Source organism: Streptomyces lunalinharesii, assembly GCF_039532155.1.
GTDB lineage: Bacteria > Actinomycetota > Actinomycetes > Streptomycetales > Streptomycetaceae > Streptomyces > Streptomyces lunalinharesii.
This window is the reverse complement of the sequence record NZ_BAAARK010000028.1, coordinates 49,601-72,414: the sequence shown is the minus strand read 5'-3', so window position 1 is coordinate 72,414 and position 22,814 is coordinate 49,601. Positions and strand designations below refer to the sequence as shown.

Sequence of the window (22,814 nt, the reverse complement as noted above, 5' to 3'; positions counted from 1 at the left end):
CCGCGCCCCGCGGCGGCCCCGGCACCACCGGGCCCGCGTCACATCTTGGACTTCGTCGCCCGGGTGATCTGGCAGGTGTACCAGAACGCCTGCCAGGTGGACTGGTTCAGCGTGTACTTGGCGGTGTAGGTCTCGGTCGCACCGGGCGCCACCACGACGCTGCGCTGGTGCTGCCCGTAGGACGAGCCGTCCGCCGGCCGGTCCTTCATCCAGTCGATCCGCATGTCGTAGGAGTACGAACTGGTCGTCGACGGGTTGGTGATGGAGACCGTGTAGGTGAACTGGCGCAGCGAGGAGGAGAAGTCGCAGCCGCTGCCGCGGACGTCGGACCGCCCGTCCGGGTCGTACGTCTCCTGCGTCGGCGACGGCGAGTAGCTGTCGTAGCCGGGCGTGTACGACGGGGTCGGGTTGTACGGGTCGTAGCTGGCGGACGGCGAGGCCGTCGCCCAGTTTGGGGGCGGCACGGTGATCTTGGGCCGGCCGAACGCACAGCCGCCGACCGTGGCGAGCGTGATCGCCGCCACCCCCACCGCGAGCCCCGCCCTGATCCCCCTGCGGACCCGGTCCGCGGTGCCCGCGGCGGCCGTGCCCATGCGCGTACGCGTGCGCTGCTCCATGTCCTTCGACCATCCCCCGTTGCTGCGTTCCCAGACGCGTCGAACCCCAGGGTTGACGCGTGCACGGCACCCTAGCAAGAGCCGGTGACGGCCCATGCGGAGCCCTCGGCGCCGTCGGATCGCATCCGGCCGTGCTTGTCTAGCGGGGGCAGACGGGCAGGCGTAGCGTCGATCACGGGACGACAGGACGAGTCGAAGCGAGGCGACGCCGGTGGTGCGCAACGTGCTCGGCTCCCTGATCGCCCTCATCGGAGCGACGGCCGCCGTCTGGAGCCCCTTCCGTCCCTGGTACGACGGCCGTCACGGGAGCGACGTCCGGATCGAGGACCTCTTCAACGGCATCACCGGCAGCAGCGCCACGCTCTTCGGCTCCCTGGTGCTGCCGATGGTCTTCGCCGGACTGCTCACCCTGGTCGGCGTGGTGCTGCGCTCCCGTTTGTTGATCACCCTCGCCGGGCTGGTGGTACTGGGCTTCACCGTCCTGTGGATGGTCCGTCAGGGCCAGCGCACCGGCGAACTCGCCGCCGGCGCCCACGCGCTGGGCGTCGGCGCGGCCAATGCCCTGGGCGGTGGCGCCCTGCTGATCCTGGGCGCGCTCGTCATGCGCGGACGCCCCCGCCGGGTCCCCGCGCACGAGGACGACGACGGCCACGGCGGCTACGACGCCTACGGTGCCTACGACCACGACGGTCGCGACGGCTACGACAGCCATGGCCACGCCCACCGGCCGCCGCCCGACGCCTGGGACCCCGGTGGCCAGCCCACCCGGACCTGGCACCCGCAACCGCCCGGTCCCGCACCCGGCCCACCGACCCCGCCGCACGGGCCGCAGGCACCCACGCCGCCCGTGGAGTGGGGCCGGAACCGACGGCCGGCCCCGGAGCACGACACCGATGACCGGCCCACCCGACCGACCCGGCCGGACTGGCCCGCCCCACCCAACGGACCGGAAGCGCCGCACGACCCGGGGGCGAGCGGGCCGGACGCCCCCCGCTGACGACCCGCCACCGAGGAACCCGCCTACGGGCGCCGGGCCAACCCCGTCCCCTTGGCGGCGTCCAGGGCGTACACGCAACGGTCCTTGCTACAGGCGTAGACCACTCCACCGACCGCCACCGGAGAGCCGGTGATCTCACCGCCGGTGGCCAGCTTCCACCGCAGCTGACCACCCATCGCGTCGAGGGTGTACAGGCAGTGGTCGTGGGAGCCGAAGTGCACCCGGCCCTCCGCCACCACCGGGGAGCCCACGACCTCGGCGCCCGCCTGGAAGCGCCAGCGCGGGGTACCGGTCACCGCGTCGAGGGTGTAGAGCGCCTTGCCGCTGCCCAGGTGGACGGCGCCGTGCGCCACCAGGACCGGTTCGGTGGACTGGCGCGACTCGGTGGCGATCCGCCAGCGGTCCCGGCCGTCGGCGGCGTCCAGGGCGTAGACCGTGCCGAGGTAGTCGGCGAGGTAGAGGCCGCCGCCGGTGACGGCCGGGCCGGGCGCGAAGGCGGGCGGACTCAGGAAGGCCGCCGGCGCCTCGAAGTGCCAGCGCACCTCACCGCGCGCGGCGTCCAGGGCCAGCACCCGGGTGCCGGCGACGACGTACACCGCACCGTCCGACGCGGGCAGCAGCCGGACCGGCACGCCGCCGCAGGACGCCGCGTCGCCCACCGGGTACGACCAGCGCTCGACGCCGGTGCGCGCCTCCAGTGCTTTGAGCCGGGCGTCGGCCCAGACGTAGACCGTGCCCTCGTGCTGCACCGGCGCGGCCTCGGGGGTCTCGAACTCGGTCTGGGCGCCGGACAGCTCCCACAGCCGTTCGCCGGTGGCGGCCTCCCGCGCCTGGACGCCGCCGCCCCGGGTGCTGGTGACGACGGTGCCGCGGTCCGCGGTGAGGGCGTAGACCCAGCCCTCGCTGCTCAGCCGCCACAGCTCGCCGCCGTCGGCGGCGTCCAGGGCGTAGAGGGTGGGGCCGTCCGAGGCGTGGATCCGGCCCTCGGCGATCGCCATCGCCCAGGCGACGTCCCGGGTCTTGAACTTCCGCCGGCCGCTGCCCACATCGAGGGCGTGCACCTCGAAGGAGGTGACGTAGAGCAGGTCGTCGGCGACCACCGGGGTGCCCCAGACGTCGTTCGACATCCGGAACCGCCAGGGGCGCCAGCGGCCGGGCTCGGCGGACGGCGGCTCCGGCGGAGCGGACGGCACGGCCTCCCCGCCGGAGCCGCCGCTGCCGGTGACCGCGCCCTGCTGGGGCACTACGGCCGCGGGCGCCCCGGCGGGCGGCCGGACCCAGTTCGTGGCGGGAGCCGGGCCGCGCTGCGGCGGGGCGTCGGCGGCGCGCGGTCCGGGCCCTATCGGGGCGGGCGAACCCCCGAGCCGTACGGGACCGCCGGCGGCGTCCGGGGCCGGTGGGGCGGTGGCGGGCTGGGGCACCGGGGCGGCCGCGCCGCGGGGGTCGGCGGCACGGTGCGCGCCGGGGCCGGCGCCGATCCGGCCGGGCCAGCCCTCGGCCGGCCGGGAGCCCTCGGCCCGCTGCGGCACGGGGTACGGCGGGGCCTGCGGCATGGGCGGCGCGGCCACCGGCTCCCGGCGGGCGTCCCGGGGCGCGGCGGCGGCCCGCGGGACGCTCGGTGCCACGGCGCCCCGGCCGCCGCCGCGCCGCTGCTCGATGAGCGCCACGGCACCGGGCGGCAGCCAGGCGGACGCGGTGCCGCTGTCGTCGCTGCCGGAGCTGAAGAGGTGCGGCGCCAGTTGGGACTGCAGATCGGCCGGGGACGGCCGGTGGGCCGCCTCCATCTGCATGCAGGACTCCATCAGCGGCCGCAGTTCGTCGGGCAGTCCGGCGACGTCGGGGCCTTCCCGCAGCAGCATGAAGACCGTCTCGACGGGGTTGGCGCCGTGGAACGGCGCGTGCCCGGTGGCGGCGAAGACCAGCGTGGAGCCGAGCGAGAAGACATCGCTGGCGCCGGTGACGCTGCGGGAGTCGCGGGCCTGCTCCGGCGACATGTAGGCGGGCGTGCCGACGGCCACGTTGGTCATCGTCAGCCGGGTGTTGGACACCCCGGAGGCGATGCCGAAGTCGATCACCCGGGGGCCGTCCTCGACCACCAGGACGTTCGACGGCTTCAGGTCGCGGTGGACGAGGCCGGCGCCGTGGATGGACTGGAGCGCCTCGGCGATGCCGGCGGCGAGCCAGCGCACCGCCTGGACCGGCAGCGGCCCGCACTCATTGACTATCTCCTCCAGGGAGGGCGCGGGCACGTACGCGGTGGCCAACCAGGGCACGGCCGCCCTGGGGTCGGCGTCGACGACGGCCGCGGTGTAGAAGCCGCTGACCGCGCGGGCCGCCTCCACCTCGCGGGTGAACCGGACCCGGAACAGCTGGTCCTCGGCGAGTTCGGACCGGACCGTCTTGATCGCCACCCGCCGACCGGACGCCGACCGCGCCAGATAGACCAGTCCCATGCCGCCGGCCCCGAGACGGCCGAGGACCTCGAACGGGCCGATCCGCCGGGGATCGTGCTGCGTCAGCTGCTCCACCACTTGCCTGCCACCTCCCCGTGGGGCATAGAACGAGACTCTCCAAAGCCACGCGCCGCCGAGAGCCACTGCCCCGCGCAGCGTCCCACCGCCAGGCCGAAACGGCCGTACGCACCTTGATTCTTCCTGGCCGGGCCGGCGGTTGCGAACCCGGGGCCTGTCGGCCGTGTCACGACTCACCCCCTGCGGTACGCAACAAGGCCATTACCCGGCGTATTCCACCCCGCCCTGACGTGCGCCGATACGTCCGGGGACGGGCGATTGCCGAAGGGTTACCGGCCAGTTGTGGCCCGCTCTGGGGTGCCGTGCGCGGAATTTCCGCCGCCCATCGCCCCATCCGGACGGACTGGTTCCGCCCAGGCGGACGGATCGGAGGATCCCCACCACCCCTTCGACGCCCGACGCGAACCCGGGCGACCAACCACCCTCCGTGGCCGAAAACGTTCCATTTCCCCACCCGTTGCCCGTCCGCATGCCGTCCCCCGCACCCCGCCTTGCGTCAACGGATCAATTCTGCGTCGCCCACGGCGATTTCGCGGTCGTGACACCACGCGCGGCGCGGGGATTCCCCCGCCGTCCTCGCCAGGCACCCGATGCGGCCCGTCCGACCGCTTGTCCACCGATGTTGTCCACAGCCTGTTGATAACAACATTCACTGGATCGGACCAATGCCTGGGAGGCCGCTCCCGGCAGCGGTCAGGCCCGCCACCAGCGCGGCTACGGGCGCCAGGCGGGCCGAACTCCCCCGTCCCCATTTGCAGGCAGCCAAATCGCGCTCCGATCACCCCTCGGTAAGCTGACGGCATGACAGGACAAGTGCGAACCGTCGACGGCAGAGTTGCCGGCCGCCGCGGACAGGCGACGCGGCAAAAGCTCCTCGACTGCCTCAGTGAAATGCTCAGTTCGTCCCCCTATCGGGACGTCAAAGTCATCGATGTGGCCCGAAAGGCGGGCACTTCACCCGCGACGTTCTATCAGTACTTCCCGGACGTTGAAGGTGCGGTCCTCGAAATCGCCGAAGAGATGGCGAAAGAGGGCGCGAGCCTGACCCATCTCGTCGCCGAACGCTCCTGGGTGGGCAAATCCGGTTGGCAGGCCGCCGAGGAGCTGGTCGACGGCTTCCTCTCCTTCTGGCGCAAGCACGACGCCATCCTGCGCGTCGTCGACCTGGGGGCCGCCGAGGGCGACAAGCGGTTCTACAAGCTCCGCATGAAGATCCTCAACGCGGTCACCAACTCCCTTACGGAGTCGATCCAGGAGCTCCAGGCCAAGAACAAGGTGGACAAGGACGTCAGCCCGGCGGCCATGGCCGGCTCCATCGTCGCCATGCTCGCGGCGGTCGCCGGCCACCAGAAGGGCTTCCAGAGCTGGGGCGTCAAGCAGGCCGACCTCAAGCCCAACCTGGCCCTGCTCGTGCACTTCGGCGTCACCGGCAAGAAACCCACCAAGTAGCGGACCGCCCGCCCGGACCCCGAGGGTCCGCGTCGGCGGGACCGCCGCACCGCTCGGGCCGCCGAGCCGCCGTTCCCGCCGAGCCGGAACGCCGAGCCGCACCGTCGCGCCCCAGTCGCCGCACCACCGCCGGGGAGGCCGTCGCATCCCCGATGTCCCGGTGTCGCCGGGGCAGTTCGCCCACGTCGTCCTGTGTCCGTCCTGCCATAGTCGTACCGCGTCGCAGCGGGTGCCGACCGCCCTTCGGGGCCGTACGGCACCCGCTGCGCGCATGACGGCCCGCGTCCGGGCAGGTCAGCGCCGGTCCAGCCGGAACAGCCGGATCTCCCGTTCCAACCGCGCCTGATAGGCCGCGTACGGCGGCCAGAACTCCAGCGCCGCCCGCCAGGCCCGCGCGCGTTCCTCACCGGTGAGCAGCCGGGCCCGCACCGGGACGTCCCGGCCCCGCCAACTCACCTCCGCCTCCGGGTTCTTGATCAAATTGCCGGTCCAGGCCGGGTGTCCCGGACGGCCGAAGTTGCTGCCGATCAGCAGCCAGCCGCCGTCGTCCTGCGGCATGCAGGCCAGCGGGGTGCTCCGCGGCAGGCCGCTCCTGGCGCCGGTGGCGGTCAGCACGACGCCGGGCAGCATCCGGGTGCTGAGCAGCGCCTTCCCGCCGGACAGCCGGTGGACGGTGCGGTCCAGCGCGGGGATGACGTGCGGTGCGATGCGGGCGAACGTCCGGGTCGAGGAGATCTTCTGCACCAGCCGTGTGCGTCGGTCCATCAGGCACCGACCGCCGCTCGCGCCACCGGGCCGGCGGGGTCGTCCGCGCCCGTCCCGTCCGGTCCGCCGGCCCCGAACAGGCCGGCCCGTTCCGCCGCCCGGGCCCGTAGTCGGTGCACCGGCCCCAGCAGCAGTTCGTCGCAGGCCGCCCGCTTGAAGTACAGGTGCGCCGGGTGTTCCCACGTGAAGCCGAGCCCGCCGTGCAGCTGCACCGCTTCGGCGGCCACCGCGCGCAGCGCCTCCAGCGCCTGGGCCAGCGCCAGTCCGCCCGCCCCGGGTTCGCCGCGGGCACCGCCCGCCGCCCAGGCCGCGTAGTACGCCGCGGAGCGCGCCGCCTGCACCGCCACGTACAGGTCGGCGAGCCGGTGCTGCACCGCCTGGAAGGACCCGATCGGCCGGCCGAACTGGGTGCGTTCCTTGACGTAGTCGACCGTGCGGGACAGCGCCGCGTCGGCCGCGCCGACCGCCTCGGCCGCCAGGCACGCGGCCGCCGTCGCCCCGGTGTCGGCCAGCGCCGCGGTCACCGCGCCGTCGTCCCCGGCCGGCTCGGGGCCCAACAACAACTGTGCTGGCACATCGCGGAGTTCGACGCGGGCCTGCGGGCGGGTCTCGTCCACCGCGGTCTGCCGGGTCCGCAGCAGCCCGGGCGTCTCGGCGCCGTCCGGGCCCGTGGCCCGTACGGCCAGGAGCAGGGTCCGGCTGCGCGCGAAGCCGCCGGTGTGCGCGGCGACCACCAGCACGTCCGCGGCGTGTCCGTCGAGGACCTGGCCGGCCTCCCCGTAGAGCCGCCAGGCACCGTCGACCTGCCGTGCCTGGATCCCGCCGGACCGGCCGCCGCCGGCCCAGTCACCGTCGTTCGGCCCGGTCAGCGCCAACGCGGTGGCCAACCGCCCGCCGGGGACGACGAGGGTGGCGGTCAGCTCCCCGGCGGCGAGCGGCGGGAGCAGTGCGGCGCGCTGCTCCTCCCCGCCCAGGGCGAGGATCAGCGGCGCGGCGAGCACGGCGGTGCCGATCAGCGGTGCGGGCAGCAGGGCGCGGCCGGTCTCCTCGCAGGCCAGGGCGAGTTCGGTGGGACCGCAACCGGCTCCGCCGTACGTGGCGGGCAGGGCGAGGCCGGGCAGCCCCAACTGCCCGGCGAGCTGCCGCCACAGTGCCTGGTCGTGGCCGGTCGGGGTGCGGGCCGCCGCCCTGACCTCGTCCGGGCCGCAGCGCTTGGCCAGCAGTGTGCGCAGGGTGCGGCGGATCTCGTCCTGCTCCTCGGTGAACGCGGCATCCATCGGCGGGCTCCTCCCGGCCGTGCGGCGACGCCCGTCCGCTCGAACGGGGTCCGATCTGACGGCCCGTCATAGTAGGGACACCGGCGGCACTTTCCTAGAGACGGACAGGGAAGACGTGCACCGGAGCTCCTCTCGCCCCCTGCCCGCCCCCACAAATCTGATGTACCGTCAGATTCATGAGGCTGACGCCAGGGACCCCTCCTCGACACCGCAAGGTCGCCGTCGCCGGAGTCGCACTCTCCGACTGCGGACGGGTGGACGAGGCCACCCCGTACGCCCTGCACGCCCAGGCCGCCCGTCGGGCGCTCGCCGACTCCGGCCTCGACCGGTCGGTGATCGACGGCTTCGCCTCGGCCGGGCTCGGCACCCTCGCCCCCGTCGAGGTCGCCGAATACCTCGGACTGCGCCCCACCTGGGTGGACTCCACCTCGGTCGGCGGCGCCACCTGGGAGGTGATGGCCGCCCACGCCGCCGACGCCATCGTGGCCGGGCACGCCAACGCCGTCCTGCTGGTCTACGGCTCCACCGCCCGCGCCGACATCAAGGCCGGGCGCCGCACCGCCAACCTCTCCTTCGGCGCCCGCGGCCCGCTCCAGTTCGAGGTCCCCTACGGGCACACCCTGATCGCCAAATACGCCATGGCGGCCCGCCGCCACCAGCACCAGTACGGCACGACCCTGGAACAGCTGGCCCAGATAGCCGTCCAGGCACGGGCCAACGCGGCCACCAACCCGGACGCCATGTACCGCGAGCCGATCACCGTGGACGAGGTGCTGTCCGGCCCGATGGTCGCCGACCCGTTCACCAAGCTGCACTGCTGCATCCGCTCCGACGGCGGCTGCGCGGTCCTGCTGGTCGCCGAGGACCTCGTACCCGACCTCGCCACCCGCCCGGTGTGGGTGCTCGGTTCGGGCACCGCCGTCTCGCACACCACCATGGCGGAGTGGGACGACTTCACCGTCTCCCCCGCCGCCGTCTCCGGCCGGCTCGCCTTCGAACGGGCCGGTGTCCGCCCCGCCGAGATCGACCTCGCCGAGATCTACGACGCCTTCACCTACATGACCCTGGTGACGCTGGAGGACCTCGGCTTCTGTGCCAAGGGGGAGGGCGGGCCGTTCGTCGAGAAGGGGCGGCTGCTGCGGGACGGGGAACTGCCGGTCAACACCGACGGCGGCGGACTGGCCGCCTGCCACCCCGGCATGCGGGGGCTGTTCCTGCTGGTCGAGGCGGTCCGACAGCTGCGCGGCGAGGCCGGCCCGGACCGCCAGGTCCACCGGCCGGACGGCACCCTGCCGCAACTGGCCGTTGCGTCCGGCACCGGCGGCTGGTTCTGCTCCTCGGGGACCGTGGTCCTCGGACGGGGATAGCGGCCCGCCCGCCGATGACCGGAACGGCCTCCGCGAACCGGCCGAGGGCGGCCGTCGCCCCTTCCGCCCGCACCCCGAACACCCCGCGTACGCTGCCTGGCATGCCCGACCACACGGATCACCGCGCCACCGGGGCCGTTCCGGACCCCGACGCCGGCGCGCCCGCGGCCCCCGGGCCGGCGGCCGACGCCGACGCCCTCGCCTTCCGCACGCTCCTGCGCGGTCTGCGGGTCTGGGACGGCGAGCTGCCGGCCTTCGCCGCCGAGCGGGCACCGGCCGAGCCGCTGCCGCTGTTCCGGCAGTGGCTGCGCGAGGCCGCCGAGGCCGGTGTTCCCGAGCCGCACACCATGTCCCTGGCCACGGCGGACGCGGCCGGCGACCCCTCCGTGCGGATCGTGATGCTGCACGACGCGGACGAGCGCGGCTGGCACTTCGGCACCCACCGCGACAGCCGCAAGGGCCGCGAGCTGGCCGCCCGCCCCCGCGCCGCGCTGGCCTTCTACTGGCCGGCGGTCGGCCGCCAGGTGCGGGTCCACGGCACGGTGACCGCGGCGGGGCCCCAGGAGAGCGCGGCCGATCTGCACCACCGCTCCACGGGCGCACTGGCCGCCGCCCTGGTGGGCCGCCAGAGCCAGGTGCTCGGCTCGGCCGAGGAGCTGGCCCGCGCCGCGGACGCCGCCTGGGAACGCGCCCGGCGCGAACCGGACGCACCGGTGCCGAGCTGGACGCTGTACGTGCTCCGCGCCGACGAGGTCGAGTTCTTCCAGGGCGACCAGCACCGGCGTCAGCACGTACGCCTCAACTACCGCCGTGGCGCGGGCGGTTGGGAGCGGGAACTGCTCTGGCCGTGAGGCGGGGCGGCAGCGGCGCCGCCGTGCCGATCGGCCGCCGCGGGCGGCTACAGCTGCTGGTACATGACGTGCAGCCCCACGTAGCCACGACCGGGGTGGTGGAAGCCCTCGGGGATGGTCGTCATGATCCGGAAGCCGAGCGACTGCCAGAGGGCGACCGCGCCGGTATTGGTCGCCACCACCGCGTTGAACTGCATCCCCCGGTAGCCCTCGGCACGGGCCCAGGCCAGGGCGTGCTCCCCCAGCGCCCGCCCGGTGCCGCGCCGGCGGTGCCGCGGGTCGACCATGAAGCTGGCGCTGGCGACGTGCGCGCCGTTCCCCATCTGGTTGGGGTTCATCTTGGCCGAGCCGAGCACCGTTCCGCGGTCGTCGACGGCGATCACCGTGCGGCCCGGCGGGCGGAGCATCCACAGGTCGCGGGCGGCCGGCTCGTCGATGTCCTGGGGGTAGGTGTAGGTCTCGCCGGCCCGTACGACGGAGCGGAAGAAGGGCCAGATCGACGGCCAGTCGGCCGGGTTCGCGTCTCGAATCAGCACGCGGGCAGCCTCCCCGAGAAGCCCGTCCCGCGCCACTCCATTAGTCCGGCGGGCGCGCGGGCGCGCGGGCGGGCGCCTCACGCCGGCCGGAACACCGCCACCGCGCACCCACCGTCCCCCGCCGGCCCGTCGCCGTCCCCCGCCGCCGGCACGGTGCGGAAGTGCACCGCGAGCGGCATCCCGATCCGCAGCTCCGACTCCGCGCAGTCGGTCACCTCGGTCATCATCCGCGGGCCCTCGGCGAGTTCGACGACCGCGGCGACGTACGGAACCCGGTCGCCGAACGGCGGCAGGTCGTTGCGGTGCACGACGGACCAGGTGTAGAGGGTGGCCCGCCCGGCGGCCGGCTCCCAGACGACGTCCTCGCTCCAGCACCGCGGGCAGAACTCCCGCGGATAGTGGTGCACGGCCCAGCACCCCGCGGCCCGGCACCGGCGCAACAGCAGCCGCCCCTCGGCCGCCGCGGCCCAGTACGGCCGGGTGAAGGCGTCCACCTCCGGCCGGTCGAACCGCACCGCCGCGCGCCCCGGCGGGGCCGCCGCCCCCGGCGCCCGCCCCGCCCTTCCGGCGTCGTCCCGCACGACCATCCCGACACTCCCCCCAACAGATCCGTCATGTCTGACTCTGCATCAGTTCACTGCGTCCGGCCAGTCCAGCCCATCGGCCGCCGGTCCGCAAGAGGGTCGTCGATCCCACCCCCGCCGGACGGCGCCGCGAAGCTTTACCGCGCACACCCATTCCTGACATGGCGTCAGTTCAGTAATCTGACTATGCGTCAGCTACTGCTGAGCGCGGTACGGCGCGCAGTCCACGAGAGCCGTCACACAGGAGCGGGCGTCTGCGATGCTTGGATCGACTCACGGCACCCTCACCACGCACTCCCGGCCGGCCCGCGTCGTGGCCTGCGGGGAGCACCCACCCCACACCGTCCACGGCATCGCCGACCCCGACGGCGCCGACGGCCCGCGGCCCGCCGGCGCCGCCACCGGCCCGGCCGGCACCGACCGGGACGTCAGCGGGCGCCCGCTGTACGCGCCGGTGCCCGACCTGGACCGTTTCTTCCGGCCCGAGTCGGTGGCCGTGATCGGCGCCTCGGACCGCGAGGGCCGACCCAACACCGGCATCACCCGGCAGCTGATCGCCTGGGCCGAGCGGGTCGGCGCCCGGCTCCACCCCGTCAACCCCGGGCGCGAGCGGGTCTTCGGCCTGCCCTGTCACGCCGGCATCGGCGCACTGCCGGAGCCGGTCGACCTGGCCGTGCTGCTGGTCGGCGACCCGCTGCCGCTCATCGGCCAACTGGCCGACGCCAAGGTGAAGTTCGCGGTGGCCTTCGCCTCCGGCTTCGCCGAGACCGGCGCGGACGGCGCGGCCGCCCAGGCCCGGCTGGCCGACGCCGTGGCCCGCTCCGGCCTGCGCCTGCTGGGCCCCAACACCAACCTCAACGCCTTCGAGGCGTTCCGCGACGACCTCGACGGCCCGGCCATCGCCCTGATCACGCAGTCGGGCCACCAGGGCCGGCCGGTCTTCACCCTCCAGGAACTGGGCGTCCGCCTCTCGCACTGGGCGCCGACCGGCAACGAGGCCGACCTGGAGACCGCCGACTTCCTCTCCTACTTCGCCACCCGCCCCGAGGTCGGCGCGATCGCCGCGTACGTGGAAGGGCTCAAGGACGGCCGCAGCTTCCTGCTCGCCGCCGACCGTGCCGCCCGCAACAAGGTGCCGGTGGTCGTCGTCAAGGTCGGCCGCACCGAGGCCGGCGCCCGGACCGCCGCCTCGCACACCGGCAAGCTCACCGGCGCGGACGAGGTGGTGGACGCGGCACTGCGGCAGTTCGGCGTGATCCGGGTGGACGGCCTCGACGAGCTACAGGACACCGCGGCGCTGCTGGCCCGCGCCAAGAAACCCACCGCCGAGGGCGTCGCGGTCTACTCGATCTCCGGCGGCACCGGCGCCCACTTCGCCGACCTGGCGACCGCGGCGGGCCTGACCCTGCCCGCCCTGTCCGACGCCAAGCAGAGCGAACTCCACCAGTGGATACCGGACTACCTCAACGTCGCCAACCCGATCGACAACGGCGGGCACCCGGTCGGCGACTGGCGCGGCCGCAAGATCATCGACGCGATCCTGGCCGACCCGTCCGTCGGCGTCCTGATCTGCCCGATCACCGGCCCCTTCCCGCCCATGAGCGACAAGCTGGCGCAGGACCTCGTCGACGCGGCGGAGCAGACGGACAAGCTGGTGTGCGTGGTCTGGGGGTCCCCGGTCGGCACCGAGGACGCCTACCGCCGCACCCTCCTCGGCTCCTCCCGCGTGGCGACCTTCCGCACCTTCGCCAACTGCATCACCGCCGTCCGCGCCCACCTCGACCACCACCGCTTCAGCGCCGGCTACCGCTCCCCCTTCGACGACGCCCCCCGCACGCCCTCCCCCTCCGCCCGCAAGGCCCAGGCCCTGCTGCGGCCCGGCCAGCAGCTCAGCGAGCACGCGGCGAAGCAACTGCTGCGCGCCTACGGCATCCGCGTCCCGCGGGAACAGCTGGTGACCAGCGCGGCGGCGGCCGTCCGGGCGGCGAGCCAGGTCGGCTACCCGGTCGTGCTGAAGGGCTCCGGCCCGGAACTGGCACACAAGACCGAACTCGGCCTGGTCAAGGTCGCCTTGACCTCGGCGAGCCAGGTCCGGGACGCCTACCGCGAACTGACCGACATCGCCCGCTACGAGGACCTGCCGCTGGACGGCGTCCTGGTCTGCCAGATGATCGAACGGGGCGTCGAGATGGTCGTCGGCGTCACCCCCGACCCGCTCTTCGGGCCGACCGTCTCCGTCGGCCTCGGCGGGGTGCTGGTGGAGGTCCTCAAGGACATCGCGGTCGGCGTCCCGCCCTTCGGGGAGGAACACGCCCGCACCATGCTGCGCCGGCTGCGCGGGCACGCGCTCCTGGAAGGCGTCCGCGGCATGCCGCCCGCCGACATCGACGCGCTGGTCGAGACCGTGCTGCGGGTGCAGCGGATGGCCCTCGAACTCGACGGCGAACTGGCCGAGTTGGACATCAACCCGCTGGTCGTGCTGCCCCGCGGGCAGGGCGCCGTGGCCCTGGACGCCCTCGCGGTGTGCCACTGACCACCGGCCGACCGCCCGCGTCCGCGCCCCCCGTCCGCCCACTGCCCCGGAGCCGCTCCCCCATGACCTCCGCACCGTCCCCCCGTCCCGCACCGGCCACCGACCCGACCACCGGCCCGGCCGCCGCCGACCCGCTCGACGCCCTGGTGCTCCACGCCACGCACGACGGCGTCGCCCACCTCACCCTCAACCGCCCCGACGCCCTCAACGCCCTCACCTGGGACATGCGCGAACGCCTCATCGCCCGGCTCGCCGACGCCTCCGCCGACCCGGACGTCCGCGCCGTGGTGCTCACCGCGACCGGCAAGGGCTTCTGCGCCGGCGCCGACCTGCGCGGCGCACCGGCCACCGGCGACCGGGTCGCCGGCGACGTCGCCCGGATGATCCGCAACGGCGCGCAACGGCTCGTCGCCGCCGTCCTGGACTGCGAGAAACCGGTGATCGCCGCCGTCAACGGCACCGCCGCCGGCATCGGCGCCCACCTCGCGTTCGCCTGCGACCTGGTGCTGGCCGCCGAATCCGCCCGCTTCATCGAGGTGTTCGTCCGCCGCGGCCTGGTCCCGGACGGCGGCGGCGCCTACCTGCTGCCCCGACTCGTCGGCCCGCAGCGCGCCAAGGAGCTGATGTTCTTCGGGGACGCCGTGCCGGCCGCCGAGGCCGCGCGGCTGGGCCTGGTCAACCGGGTCGTCCCGGACGGGGAGTTGGCGAAGACCGCCGGCGAGTGGGCCGGGCGGCTCGCCGCCGGCCCCACCCGCGCCCTCGCCCTCACCAAGGCGCTGGTCAACGCCTCCTTCGACGGCGACCGCGGGACGTCGTTCGCGGCCGAGGCCACCGCCCAGGAGATCAACATGACGACGGCGGACGCACAGGAAGGCGTCGCCTCCTTCGTCGAGCGCCGCCACCCCACGTACCGGGGCCGGTGACGCCCGCCCCGCTCCCCCGCGCGCCCGGCCGCCTCACCGGCCGGCCGCCGGGCACTCGGGCACCTCCCGGGTGTTGCGGGTGCGCACCCCGGGCAGCCACCCCTCCACCCCCTGCCCGGTGCGCACCCGGTACCAGCGGGTGGAGGTGACGCCCTGCTCGTCCCGCACCAGTTGCCCGTCCGGCACCACGCACCGGGCCGCGAGCACCTCCCCGTGCCACACCCGCCCCGCGGTGTTGTCGCGCGCCGCGTACGCCCGGTGCGGATCCACGGCCAGCCGCAGCGCGCACTCCAGGGTGTGCCGCGGGCGGCACGCCGCCTCGCCGTTGTAGACCGTGAGCGGCACCGTGCGCGGCGGCCCGGCCGGCCTGACCTCCACCGCCGCGGGCCGCAGGAACGCCCACCAGACGCCCAGCACCACCGCCGCCACCGCTGCCGCGACCGCCACCACGACGGCGTACGGGTGCCGCCGCGGCAACCGGGCCGCGCCGCGGCGCCCCGCGGCCCCCGCGGCGGCGGCCGAACGCCCGTCCGGTGCGGGCCCCTTGACCCGTTCCCACAGCCCCGGCGGCGTGTCGATCTCCTCGTCGGCCGCCCGCAGTCTCGCCCGCAGCAGCGCCTCGACCTCGCCGTCGCCGCCCGCGCCGTCCCGTGGCCCCGCGCCCACCGTGCCGCTCACCTCCCGGCCTGCCCGTGCTCCGATTCAACGAGGTACGCGCGCAGCCTGTCCAGGGCACGGGCCCGGTGCCGGGCGGCGGTGCCGCGGTGCACCTTCATGATCTTCGCGGCCTGGTCGATCGTGTACCCGTCGAGGTCCACCAGGATGACGATCCCGGCCTGCCGGTGCGACAGCCGCCCCAACAGCCGGACCGCCTCCAGCTCCGCGTGCCGCCGCCCCACCCCGCCGTCCCACCCGCCGGACCCGCCCGCGGCGCCCGGCCCCGCCCCGGCCCCCGGCCCGTCCACCGCGTCGACCGCCTCCACCAGCACCTGCCGCCGCTCCTTGCGGTGGGCGTCCCGGGCCACGCTGAGCACGGCGGTGAAGGCGTAGGCGTACGGCTCCGGGTGGGCGAGGAAGCGCTGCGGGCGGGCGGCGAGCTTGAGGTACGCCTCGTGCACCACGTCCTCCGCCGACTGGCGCGGGCCGGCGAGCAGCACGGCCCGCCGGTAGAGCCGCGGCAGCAGCCCGCAGAAGACCTCGTCGAACGTCGCCGCCGCGGCGTCCGAGCCACCCGGCGGGCCGGGCGGTGCGGACCCCGGGTGCGAGCCCTGCGCCCCCGTCGGACGGGCCTTCGGGGGCCCGGCGGCCGACCAGGAGGTCGGCGGTGTCGCATCGGCCATGACCGGAACACTCCCCCGTGCTTGGCTACGGCGCGGCCGAGGCGGAAGGTACCCGAGCGCTCGGCAGGCAATCAGGAACGCGGCGTCCAATCTGCCCCGAACCACCATGATCCGGCCGGCTTTTCCGCACCAAACCACCCGTGGGAGTGGCGCGCCCACCCTTCCGATCTGACGATGCATCAGATTCAATGGGAGGCACCAGCCCGCCGAACACCACGAGGGGACGGAAGCCATGATGGGACACGCCGGAATGGCGGCCACCGCCATTCGCTACCTCCGCTCCGTCGGCGCCCCCACCACCGCCGCACCGTCGACGGCGCCCGCCCGCACCACCGCCCCGCGCCCCCCGTTGCGCGCCGTGCGCGACGGCGAGCGCGCCCCCCTCGATCCGGCCGAACTCCGCGCCGTGCTGGGCCACTTCGCGAGCGGCGTCACGCTCGTCACGGCCCCCGGCGAGCCGCAGCCGGCCGGCTTCGCCTGCCAGTCCTTCGCCTCGCTCTCCCTGGACCCGCCCCTGGTGGCGTTCATGGTCGCCCGCACCTCGACGACCTGGCCGCGACTGGCGCGGGCCGGCGTGTTCTGCGTCAACGTCCTCGGCGCCGACCAGGGCGACCTCTGCCGGGCGTTCGCGGTCAGCGGCGCCGACAAGTTCGCCGGCGTCCGGCACACCCCGGCACCGGCCACCGGCTCCCCCCGCCTCGCGGACGTGCCCGCCTGGATCGACTGCGTGGTGCACGCCGTGCACACCGGCGGCGACCACCTCATCGTCGTCGGCCGCGTCGAGGCCCTCGGCACCGACCCGACCGCCGCGGCCCGCGGCCCGCTGCTCTTCCACCGCGGGGCGTTCGGCCGCTTCGCCACCTGACGGCCACCGGACGGGCCACCCCGGGGGGACCCGGGCGCGCGGTCAGGAACCGGTCGCCGCCGGCCGCCGCCCCCGCAACACCAGCGCCATCAGCGCCGCCACCGCGCACAGCGCGCCGGAGGCGTACCAGACCGGGTCGTAGGTGCCGAGCGCGTCGCGGGCCAGGCCGCCCAGGTAGGCGATGAGCGCGGCGCCGACCTGGTGGGCGGCGAGGACCCAGCCGAAGACGATGGCGCTGTCGTCGCCGTAGTGGGCGCGGCACAGGGCCAGGGTCGGGGGAACGGTCGCGACCCAGTCGAGGCCGTAGAAGACGATGAAGAAGACCATCGGGGGATGGACGGTGGCGGAGAGCAGGACGGGCAGGAAGAGCAGCGAGACGCCGCGGAGGGCGTAGTAGACCGCGAGCAGGCGGCGGGTGTCGAAGCGGTCGGTGAGCCAGCCGGAGCCGATGGTGCCGGCGATGTCGAAGACGCCGATCACGGCGAGCAGTCCGGCGGCCGCCGTCATGGGCATGCCGTGGTCGTGGGCGGCGGGCACGAAGTGGGTCTTGACCAGGCCGTTCGTGGTGGCGCCGCAGATCGCGAAGGTGCCGGACAGCAGCCAGAAGGGCGCCGTGCGGGCCGCCGAGAAGAGGGCGGCCAAGGCGCGGCGGGCGGCGCCGCGCTGCGGGGGCGGCTTGGGGACGAACTCCGCCGAGCCGTAGGGGGCGGTGCCGACGTCGGCCGGGTGGTCGCGCAGCAGGAGCCACACCAGCGGGACGACGGCGAGGGCGGCCAGGGCGACGGTGACCGCGGCCGGGCGCCAGGAGTGCCGCTCGACGATCATCGACAGCAGCGGCAGGAAGACCAGTTGGCCGGAGGCGCCGGCCGCCGTCAGGATGCCGGTGACCAGGCCGCGGCGGGCGGTGAACCAGCGGTTGGTGACGGTCGCGGCGAACGCCAGCGCCATCGAGCCGCTGCCCAGACCGACCAACACGCCCCAGAGCAGCACCAGTTGCCAGCTGGCGGTCATGAAGACTGTAAGGCCGGCGCCGACCGCGATCACGGTCAGCGCCGCGGCCACCACCCGCCGGACGCCGAAGCGGTCCATCAGGGCGGCGGCGAACGGCGCGGTCAGCCCGTAGAGCGCGAGGTTGACCGAGACCGCAAGGCCGATCGTGCCGCGCGACCAGTGGAACTCGGCGTGCAACGGGTCGATCAGCAGCCCCGGCAGGGAGGCGAAGCCGGCCGCGCCGATGAGGGTCAGGAAGGTGACGGCGGCGACCGACCAGGCCCGGTGCGGACGCCGCCGGACGGCGGCCGGACCGGGTGGCGGCCCCGCGCTCACGGAGGCGTCGGCGTCGGCGGGTGCGGGCTGCTCGGGCAAGGTACGGGTCACCCGAGCAGCTTCGACGAGCCGGCCCGACCGAACGAGTGGCCGAACGGACAGGGATCGCAAGGATCAGGCCAGCCCCCCCCCGGCGCCCGGCCCCCTACTCCGCCCCGAAGACCAGCACCGCCCGCGCCACCCGCCCGCGGTGCGCGTCCTCCGCCGCCTTGGCGAAGTCCGCCACCCCGTACGTCGCGGTCACCAACTCGTCCAGCAGCAGCCGCCCTTCGCGGTACAGCCGGGCGTAGAGCGCGATGTCCCGTTGCGGGCGGGCGGAGCCGTAGCGGCAGCCGAGGATGGACTTGTCCAGGTACATGGCCGAGACCAGGAAGGACGCCTCGGCGGTGGCCGGCGGGACGCCCAGGAGCACCGCCTGCCCGTGCCGGTCCAACAGGTCGATCGCCTGCCGGATCAACCGGGTGCTGCCCACGCACTCGAAGGTGTGGTCGGCGCCGGTCGGCAGGATCTCCCGCACCGCCTTGACGGCGTCCGGCACGGCCGAGGCGTCGACGAAGTGCGTCGCGCCGAACTGCCGGGCCGACGCCTCCTTGGCCGGGTTGGCGTCCACCGCCACGATCGCCGAGGCGCCCGCGATCCGGGCGCCCTGGAGCACGTTGAGGCCGATGCCGCCGGCGCCGATCACCACCACGGAGTCCCCGCGGTCCACCCGCGCCCGGTTCAGCACCGCGCCCACCCCGGTCAGCACGCCGCACCCGATCAGCGCGGCCGACGTCAGCGGGATGTCCTTCGGGATCTTCACCGCCTGGACCGCCTTGACGACCGTCCGCTCCGCGAACGCCGAGTTCGACGCGAAGTTGTACAGCTGCGCGCCGCCCCGCCGGAACGGCGTACCGGGCATCCCGATCGCCTTGCGGCACATCGTCGGCCGTCCGCGGTCGCACTCCGCGCACGCACCGCAGTTCGCCAACGTCGAGAGCGCCACGTGGTCACCGGGCACCACGTGGCTCACGCCCGCCCCCACCGCCTCGACCACTCCCGCGCCCTCGTGCCCGAGCACCACCGGCACCGGGAACGGGATCGTCCCGTCGATCACCGACAGGTCGCTGTGGCACAACCCGGCTGCCCGGATCCCCACCAGCACCTCGCCCGGCCCCGGATCCCGCACCTCCAGGTCGTCCACGAACCGGGCCTGTTCACCGTCGAAAATGACGCCTTTCATCCCCGCTCCACTCTGGGCAGGCCGAGCACCCGCTCGGCGATGATGTTGCGCTGGATCTCGTCCGAGCCGCCGTAGATCGTGTCGGCCCGGGTGAACAGGAACAGCCGCTGCCAGTCGTCGAGCGCGTACGGCGCCGCGGCGGACCAGTCGGCGGGCCCCACGGCCGCGACCGCACCCCGCACCCGCATCGCCACCTCGCCCAACCGCTGGTGCCACCCGCCCCACAGCAGCTTCGCCACGCTCGGCGCCCCCGCGTCGCCGGTCGCCCCCAAGGTCCGCAGCGCGTTCCACCGCATGACCCGCAACTCGGCCCACTGGCGCACGAGTTGCCCGCGCAGCACAGGGTCACGCACCGCACCCACCCGCACCGCGGCCTCGATCACCTCCCCCAACTCCTGGGCGAACCCGATCTGTTGGACGAGCGTCGACACCCCGCGTTCCAGGGCGAGCAGCCCCATCGCCACCCGCCAGCCGGCGCCCTCGCCGCCCACCACGTGGTCGACGTGCGCCACCGCCCCGTCGAAGAACACCTCGTTGAACTCCGCGGTCCCGGACATCTGCCGGATCGGCCGCACCTCGATCCGCCCCGGCTGGTCCATCGGCACCAGCAGGAACGACAGCCCGCGGTGCCGCCGCTCCCCCGGATCGGTGCGCGCCAGGACGAAGCACCAGTCGGCCTCCGCGGCCAGTGAGGTCCACACCTTCTGGCCGTTGACCCGGTAGCCGGCCCCGTCCCGGACCGCCGTCGTCCGCAGCCCGGCCAGGTCCGACCCGGCCTCCGGCTCGCTGTAGCCCTGGCACCACAGTTCCTCGCCCCGCGCCACGGCCGGCAGGAACCGCTTCCGCTGCGCCGCGTCCCCGTACGCGATCAGGGTCGGCGCCAGCAGGTTCTCCCCGATGTGGCCCACCCGCCCCGGCGCCTGGGCCCGGGCGTACTCCTCCGCCCACACCACCTGCTGCGTGAGCGACCCGGCCCGGTTCCCGTACGCCCCGTGCGCCCGGTCCCACCCCAGCCCGATCCACCCCCCGCGCCCCAACTCCCGCTCCCAGCGCCGCCGGACGGCACCCCCGACGTGCTCGCTCCCCGGCCCACCGCCCGCCCCCAACGCGGCGAACTCCCCCACGAGATGCGCCGCGAGCCACCCCCGCACCTCACCCCGAAACCCCTCGTCCGCAAACCCGAACTCCACCCGATCCTCCCTCCCACACCAGCCCCATCGCCCCTCTCCCCACCCACCAACGGGAGGGGGCGGGCCGGAGGGGGTGGTGTGCAGGACGTAAAGCGCAGCAGTCCTGCACACCACCCCCGCAGGCCCGACACCGCACCCAACAGCCCCGCGCCGCAGGCGCAAAGCAAAACCCACGGCGGGAAACCCGCCCACGCACACCAAGGCCCCACACAGAAGCCGCCGCAGCCGCAAAGGCGAACCCCCACGGCGGGAAACCCAACAACGTGGGAAAAACCAAGCGCCAGCGCTAACCGTTCGGCCGCTCCTTGGCCGCCGCCGCCCTGGCCATCTCCTCCAGTTGCGCCAGCATCGGCATCGGGTCGACGCCCACCGGCCCGGCCACCGCCTCCGCGACCCGCTCCGGCGTCCACCACCGGCCCCCGCCGGCGTCGGCGGGCCGTTCCCCGTCGGCGTGCACCGCACGCAGTTCCACCGGCTGGGCCCACACCGCGATCTTCGGCCCCGCCACGGTGTAGACCTGGCCGGTGACCGCGTCGGCGCGCGCCCGTTCGCTGAGCAGGTAGACGACGAACGCCGCCACGTCCTCCGGCTCGCCGATCTCCTTGAGCTCCATCGGGACGTTGGCCGACATCCGGGTCCGGGCGACCGGCGCCACCGCGTTGGCCGTGACCCCGTACTTGTGCAGGCCGAGCGCCGCGCTGCGCACCAGCGAGATGATCCCGCCCTTCGCCGCGGAGTAGTTGGCCTGGGCGACGCTGCCCTGGTGGTTGCCGCTGGTGAAGCCGATCAGCGTGCCGGACTTCTGCTTGCGCATCACCGCCGCGGCGGCCCGGAACACCGTGAAGGTGCCCTTGAGGTGCGTGGCGACGACCGGGTCCCACTCCTCCTCGGACATGTTGAAGAGCATCCGTTCGCGCAGGATGCCGGCCACGCACACCACGCCGTCGATCCGGCCGTACTCGGCCAGCGCGGTGTCCACGATGCGCTGGCCGCCGGCCATGGTGGCGACGTCGTCGGCGACCGCGACGGCCGTGCCGCCGGCCGCCTCGATCTCCTTGACCACCGCCTGGGCCACCGCACTGCTGGGCGCACCGCCCTCGATGGACACGCCGTAGTCGTTGACCACCACCTTCGCGCCCTCGGCGGCCGCCGCCAGGGCGACGGCCCGGCCGATGCCGCGGCCGGCCCCCGTGACGGCGACCACCTTGCCGGCCAAGAAGTTCCCCATGCCGCGCCCCTTCCCACGGTTTCTGACGGACCGTTAGATTTTTGAGCAGACGTGGTGCGAGCACAAGACCCCGGACACAACCCCAGGGAGTCAAGGTGGCACGATGCGCCAGTACGACACAGGACGCATCACCAGAGGCACCGGCGCACCGCACCGCCCGCGCCCCGCTTCGGAACCGACCGACCGCACCCGACGCCAAGGAGCACCCATGCCCCTGCCGCAGGAGTTCCACGACCTCGCCCGGCGCGTGAACAACTGGGGCCGCTGGGGGCCGGACGACGAGCTCGGCACCCTGAACCTGATCACCCCGGACGTGGTGCGCGCCGCCGCCGCGACCGTCCGCAGCGGCCGCCGCGTCCCGCTCGCCCTCCCGCTCCAACAGGACGGCGTGCAGAACGGCATGATCCTGGGGCGGGTCAACCCGCTGCACACCATGGTCGCCATCAACCACGAACTCTTCGGCCCGGGCACCGTCGCCGTCTCCGACGACACCGTCACCATGGGCCTCCAGGCCGCCACCCACTGGGACGCCCTGACCCATGTCTCGCACTCCGGGCGGTTCTACAACGGCCGCCCCGCCGACATCGTCACCCCGCACCGCGGCGCCACCGCCCTGGGCATCGAGAAGGCCGCTCCGGTCGTCTCCCGCGGCGTGCTGCTCGACGTGGCCCGGGCCCACGGCACCGCGCGACTGCCGGGCGGGCACGCGATCACGCCGGAGGACCTGGACGCCGCCGAGGAGTTGGCCGGCACCACGGTCCGCGCCGGCGACGTCGTACTGGTGCGGACCGGACAGCTCCAGCACTACCTGGCCGGCGACCGGGACGCGTACGCGATGCCGTCGCCCGGACTGTCGCTGCGCACGCCGGAGTGGTTCCACGCCCGCGACGTCGCCGCGGTCGCCAACGACACCCTGGTCTTCGAGGCCTTCCCGCCGGAGATCGAGGGCCTGTGGCTGCCGGTGCACGCCCTGCACCTGGTCGAGATGGGCATGCTCCAGGGCCAGAACTGGAACCTGGAGGAACTGTCGACGGCCTGCGCCGAGGAGGGCCGCTACGCCTTCCTGCTGACCGCGACGGCCGAACCGTTCGTCGGCGGCACCGGGAGTCCGGTCGCGCCGGTGGCGGTGCTCTGAGGCGCGGCGGGGCGCCCCGGGCCGGCCGGGTGGCGGCGCGCGCTGCGCGTCCCGAGCACGGCACCGCGGTCCGCCACC

General features: G+C 74.6%; 20 protein-coding genes. 8 read left to right on the top strand and 12 right to left on the bottom strand.

Annotation, left to right across the window (positions count from 1 at the left end; translation table 11 throughout):
• Positions 1 to 38: 38 nt before the first annotated feature.
• Positions 39 to 617 carry a hypothetical protein gene (locus tag ABD385_RS31030; protein WP_344582291.1) on the bottom strand — a complete coding sequence of 193 codons (579 nt, stop codon included), beginning with the start codon at positions 615 to 617 and terminating at the stop codon, positions 39 to 41.
• Between the two features lie 211 nt (positions 618 to 828).
• Here ABD385_RS31030 and ABD385_RS31025 point away from each other — a divergent pair, with 211 nt between their 5' ends.
• Positions 829 to 1,614: a hypothetical protein gene (locus ABD385_RS31025; protein WP_344582290.1), complete on the top strand. Its 786-nt coding sequence runs from the start codon at positions 829 to 831 to the stop codon at positions 1,612 to 1,614.
• Between the two features lie 23 nt (positions 1,615 to 1,637).
• Here the strand turns inward: ABD385_RS31025 and afsK are convergent, their stop codons facing one another.
• A complete protein-coding gene (gene afsK / locus ABD385_RS31020; protein WP_344582288.1) occupies positions 1,638 to 4,145 on the bottom strand; it encodes a protein serine/threonine kinase AfsK in 2,508 nt (835 codons plus the stop codon).
• An 801-nt stretch (positions 4,146 to 4,946) separates the two neighbouring features.
• On the opposite strand from afsK, the gene ABD385_RS31015 reads away from it, so the two are divergent.
• A complete protein-coding gene (locus ABD385_RS31015) occupies positions 4,947 to 5,594 on the top strand; it encodes a TetR family transcriptional regulator (protein ID WP_344582286.1) in 648 nt (215 codons plus the stop codon).
• Positions 5,595 to 5,888: 294 nt separating this feature from the next.
• Here the strand turns inward: ABD385_RS31015 and ABD385_RS31010 are convergent, their stop codons facing one another.
• A complete protein-coding gene (locus ABD385_RS31010) occupies positions 5,889 to 6,359 on the bottom strand; it encodes a nitroreductase family deazaflavin-dependent oxidoreductase (RefSeq protein WP_344582284.1) in 471 nt (156 codons plus the stop codon).
• Positions 6,359 to 7,636, bottom strand: coding sequence for an acyl-CoA dehydrogenase family protein (locus ABD385_RS31005; RefSeq protein ID WP_344582282.1), 1,278 nt, complete (start codon positions 7,634 to 7,636; stop codon positions 6,359 to 6,361). Before ABD385_RS31005 ends, ABD385_RS31010 begins: the two co-directional genes overlap by 1 nt.
• Before the next feature lie 176 nt (positions 7,637 to 7,812).
• Here ABD385_RS31005 and ABD385_RS31000 point away from each other — a divergent pair, with 176 nt between their 5' ends.
• Together ABD385_RS31000 and ABD385_RS30995 are read left to right on the top strand one after the other, a co-directional pair.
• Positions 7,813 to 9,003 (top strand): thiolase C-terminal domain-containing protein, encoded by a 1,191-nt coding sequence (locus ABD385_RS31000; protein WP_344582280.1) that lies wholly within the window; start codon positions 7,813 to 7,815, stop codon positions 9,001 to 9,003.
• Positions 9,004 to 9,104: 101 nt separating this feature from the next.
• A complete protein-coding gene (locus ABD385_RS30995; protein ID WP_344582279.1) occupies positions 9,105 to 9,854 on the top strand; it encodes a pyridoxine/pyridoxamine 5'-phosphate oxidase in 750 nt (249 codons plus the stop codon).
• A gap of 47 nt (positions 9,855 to 9,901) precedes the next feature.
• On the opposite strand, the gene ABD385_RS30990 is transcribed toward ABD385_RS30995, so the two are convergent.
• Positions 9,902 to 10,390 carry a GNAT family N-acetyltransferase gene (locus ABD385_RS30990; protein WP_344582277.1) on the bottom strand — a complete coding sequence of 163 codons (489 nt, stop codon included), beginning with the start codon at positions 10,388 to 10,390 and terminating at the stop codon, positions 9,902 to 9,904.
• A 77-nt stretch (positions 10,391 to 10,467) separates the two neighbouring features.
• Positions 10,468 to 10,977 (bottom strand): Zn-ribbon domain-containing OB-fold protein, encoded by a 510-nt coding sequence (locus ABD385_RS30985; protein WP_344582275.1) that lies wholly within the window; start codon positions 10,975 to 10,977, stop codon positions 10,468 to 10,470.
• A 256-nt stretch (positions 10,978 to 11,233) separates the two neighbouring features.
• On the opposite strand from ABD385_RS30985, the gene ABD385_RS30980 reads away from it, so the two are divergent.
• Positions 11,234 to 13,507 (top strand): acetate--CoA ligase family protein, encoded by a 2,274-nt coding sequence (locus tag ABD385_RS30980; RefSeq protein WP_344582273.1) that lies wholly within the window; start codon positions 11,234 to 11,236, stop codon positions 13,505 to 13,507.
• A gap of 62 nt (positions 13,508 to 13,569) precedes the next feature.
• A complete protein-coding gene (locus tag ABD385_RS30975) occupies positions 13,570 to 14,430 on the top strand; it encodes an enoyl-CoA hydratase/isomerase family protein (RefSeq protein WP_344582271.1) in 861 nt (286 codons plus the stop codon).
• A gap of 33 nt (positions 14,431 to 14,463) precedes the next feature.
• Here the strand turns inward: ABD385_RS30975 and ABD385_RS30970 are convergent, their stop codons facing one another.
• A complete protein-coding gene (locus tag ABD385_RS30970) occupies positions 14,464 to 15,108 on the bottom strand; it encodes a hypothetical protein (protein WP_344582269.1) in 645 nt (214 codons plus the stop codon).
• Positions 15,105 to 15,770 (bottom strand): RNA polymerase sigma factor, encoded by a 666-nt coding sequence (locus tag ABD385_RS30965; protein WP_344582267.1) that lies wholly within the window; start codon positions 15,768 to 15,770, stop codon positions 15,105 to 15,107. The genes ABD385_RS30970 and ABD385_RS30965 overlap by 4 nt, the downstream gene beginning before the upstream one ends.
• 232 nt (positions 15,771 to 16,002) lie before the next feature.
• Here ABD385_RS30965 and ABD385_RS30960 point away from each other — a divergent pair, with 232 nt between their 5' ends.
• Positions 16,003 to 16,635 (top strand): flavin reductase family protein, encoded by a 633-nt coding sequence (locus ABD385_RS30960; RefSeq protein WP_344582265.1) that lies wholly within the window; start codon positions 16,003 to 16,005, stop codon positions 16,633 to 16,635.
• A 42-nt stretch (positions 16,636 to 16,677) separates the two neighbouring features.
• On the opposite strand, the gene ABD385_RS30955 is transcribed toward ABD385_RS30960, so the two are convergent.
• The 4 genes from ABD385_RS30955 to ABD385_RS30940 all read right to left on the bottom strand — a co-directional run bounded on the left by ABD385_RS30955 (position 16,678) and on the right by ABD385_RS30940 (position 21,601).
• On the bottom strand, positions 16,678 to 18,012 hold the full coding sequence (locus ABD385_RS30955; protein ID WP_425585516.1) for an MFS transporter: 1,335 nt from the start codon (positions 18,010 to 18,012) through the stop codon (positions 16,678 to 16,680).
• A gap of 94 nt (positions 18,013 to 18,106) precedes the next feature.
• The gene (locus ABD385_RS30950; protein WP_344582263.1) at positions 18,107 to 19,183 is read right to left on the bottom strand and encodes a Zn-dependent alcohol dehydrogenase; all 1,077 of its coding nucleotides are present in this window, start codon (positions 19,181 to 19,183) and stop codon (positions 18,107 to 18,109) included.
• Positions 19,180 to 20,373, bottom strand: a complete 1,194-nt coding sequence (locus ABD385_RS30945; RefSeq protein ID WP_344582261.1) for an acyl-CoA dehydrogenase family protein — start codon at positions 20,371 to 20,373, stop codon at positions 19,180 to 19,182. Before ABD385_RS30945 ends, ABD385_RS30950 begins: the two co-directional genes overlap by 4 nt.
• Before the next feature lie 286 nt (positions 20,374 to 20,659).
• The gene (locus ABD385_RS30940) at positions 20,660 to 21,601 is read right to left on the bottom strand and encodes an SDR family NAD(P)-dependent oxidoreductase (protein WP_344582260.1); all 942 of its coding nucleotides are present in this window, start codon (positions 21,599 to 21,601) and stop codon (positions 20,660 to 20,662) included.
• A gap of 208 nt (positions 21,602 to 21,809) precedes the next feature.
• Here ABD385_RS30940 and ABD385_RS30935 point away from each other — a divergent pair, with 208 nt between their 5' ends.
• On the top strand, positions 21,810 to 22,736 hold the full coding sequence (locus ABD385_RS30935; protein ID WP_344582259.1) for a cyclase family protein: 927 nt from the start codon (positions 21,810 to 21,812) through the stop codon (positions 22,734 to 22,736).
• The last annotated feature ends 78 nt before the right edge of the window (positions 22,737 to 22,814 follow it).

Coding starts and splice junctions, on each gene's coding strand:
- ABD385_RS30995 (WP_344582279.1), top strand. CDS start 9,105: ATGCCCGACCACACGGATCACCGCGCCACCGGGGCCGTTCCGGACCCC.
- ABD385_RS30935 (WP_344582259.1), top strand. CDS start 21,810: ATGCCCCTGCCGCAGGAGTTCCACGACCTCGCCCGGCGCGTGAACAAC.
- ABD385_RS30980 (WP_344582273.1), top strand. CDS start 11,234: ATGCTTGGATCGACTCACGGCACCCTCACCACGCACTCCCGGCCGGCC.
- ABD385_RS31010 (WP_344582284.1), bottom strand. CDS start 6,359: ATGGACCGACGCACACGGCTGGTGCAGAAGATCTCCTCGACCCGGACG.
- ABD385_RS30985 (WP_344582275.1), bottom strand. CDS start 10,977: ATGGTCGTGCGGGACGACGCCGGAAGGGCGGGGCGGGCGCCGGGGGCG.
- ABD385_RS31030 (WP_344582291.1), bottom strand. CDS start 617: ATGGAGCAGCGCACGCGTACGCGCATGGGCACGGCCGCCGCGGGCACC.
- ABD385_RS30950 (WP_344582263.1), bottom strand. CDS start 19,183: ATGAAAGGCGTCATTTTCGACGGTGAACAGGCCCGGTTCGTGGACGAC.
- ABD385_RS30975 (WP_344582271.1), top strand. CDS start 13,570: ATGACCTCCGCACCGTCCCCCCGTCCCGCACCGGCCACCGACCCGACC.
- ABD385_RS30940 (WP_344582260.1), bottom strand. CDS start 21,601: ATGGGGAACTTCTTGGCCGGCAAGGTGGTCGCCGTCACGGGGGCCGGC.
- ABD385_RS30965 (WP_344582267.1), bottom strand. CDS start 15,770: ATGGCCGATGCGACACCGCCGACCTCCTGGTCGGCCGCCGGGCCCCCG.
- ABD385_RS31015 (WP_344582286.1), top strand. CDS start 4,947: ATGACAGGACAAGTGCGAACCGTCGACGGCAGAGTTGCCGGCCGCCGC.
- ABD385_RS30960 (WP_344582265.1), top strand. CDS start 16,003: ATGATGGGACACGCCGGAATGGCGGCCACCGCCATTCGCTACCTCCGC.
- ABD385_RS31000 (WP_344582280.1), top strand. CDS start 7,813: ATGAGGCTGACGCCAGGGACCCCTCCTCGACACCGCAAGGTCGCCGTC.
- ABD385_RS31005 (WP_344582282.1), bottom strand. CDS start 7,636: ATGGATGCCGCGTTCACCGAGGAGCAGGACGAGATCCGCCGCACCCTG.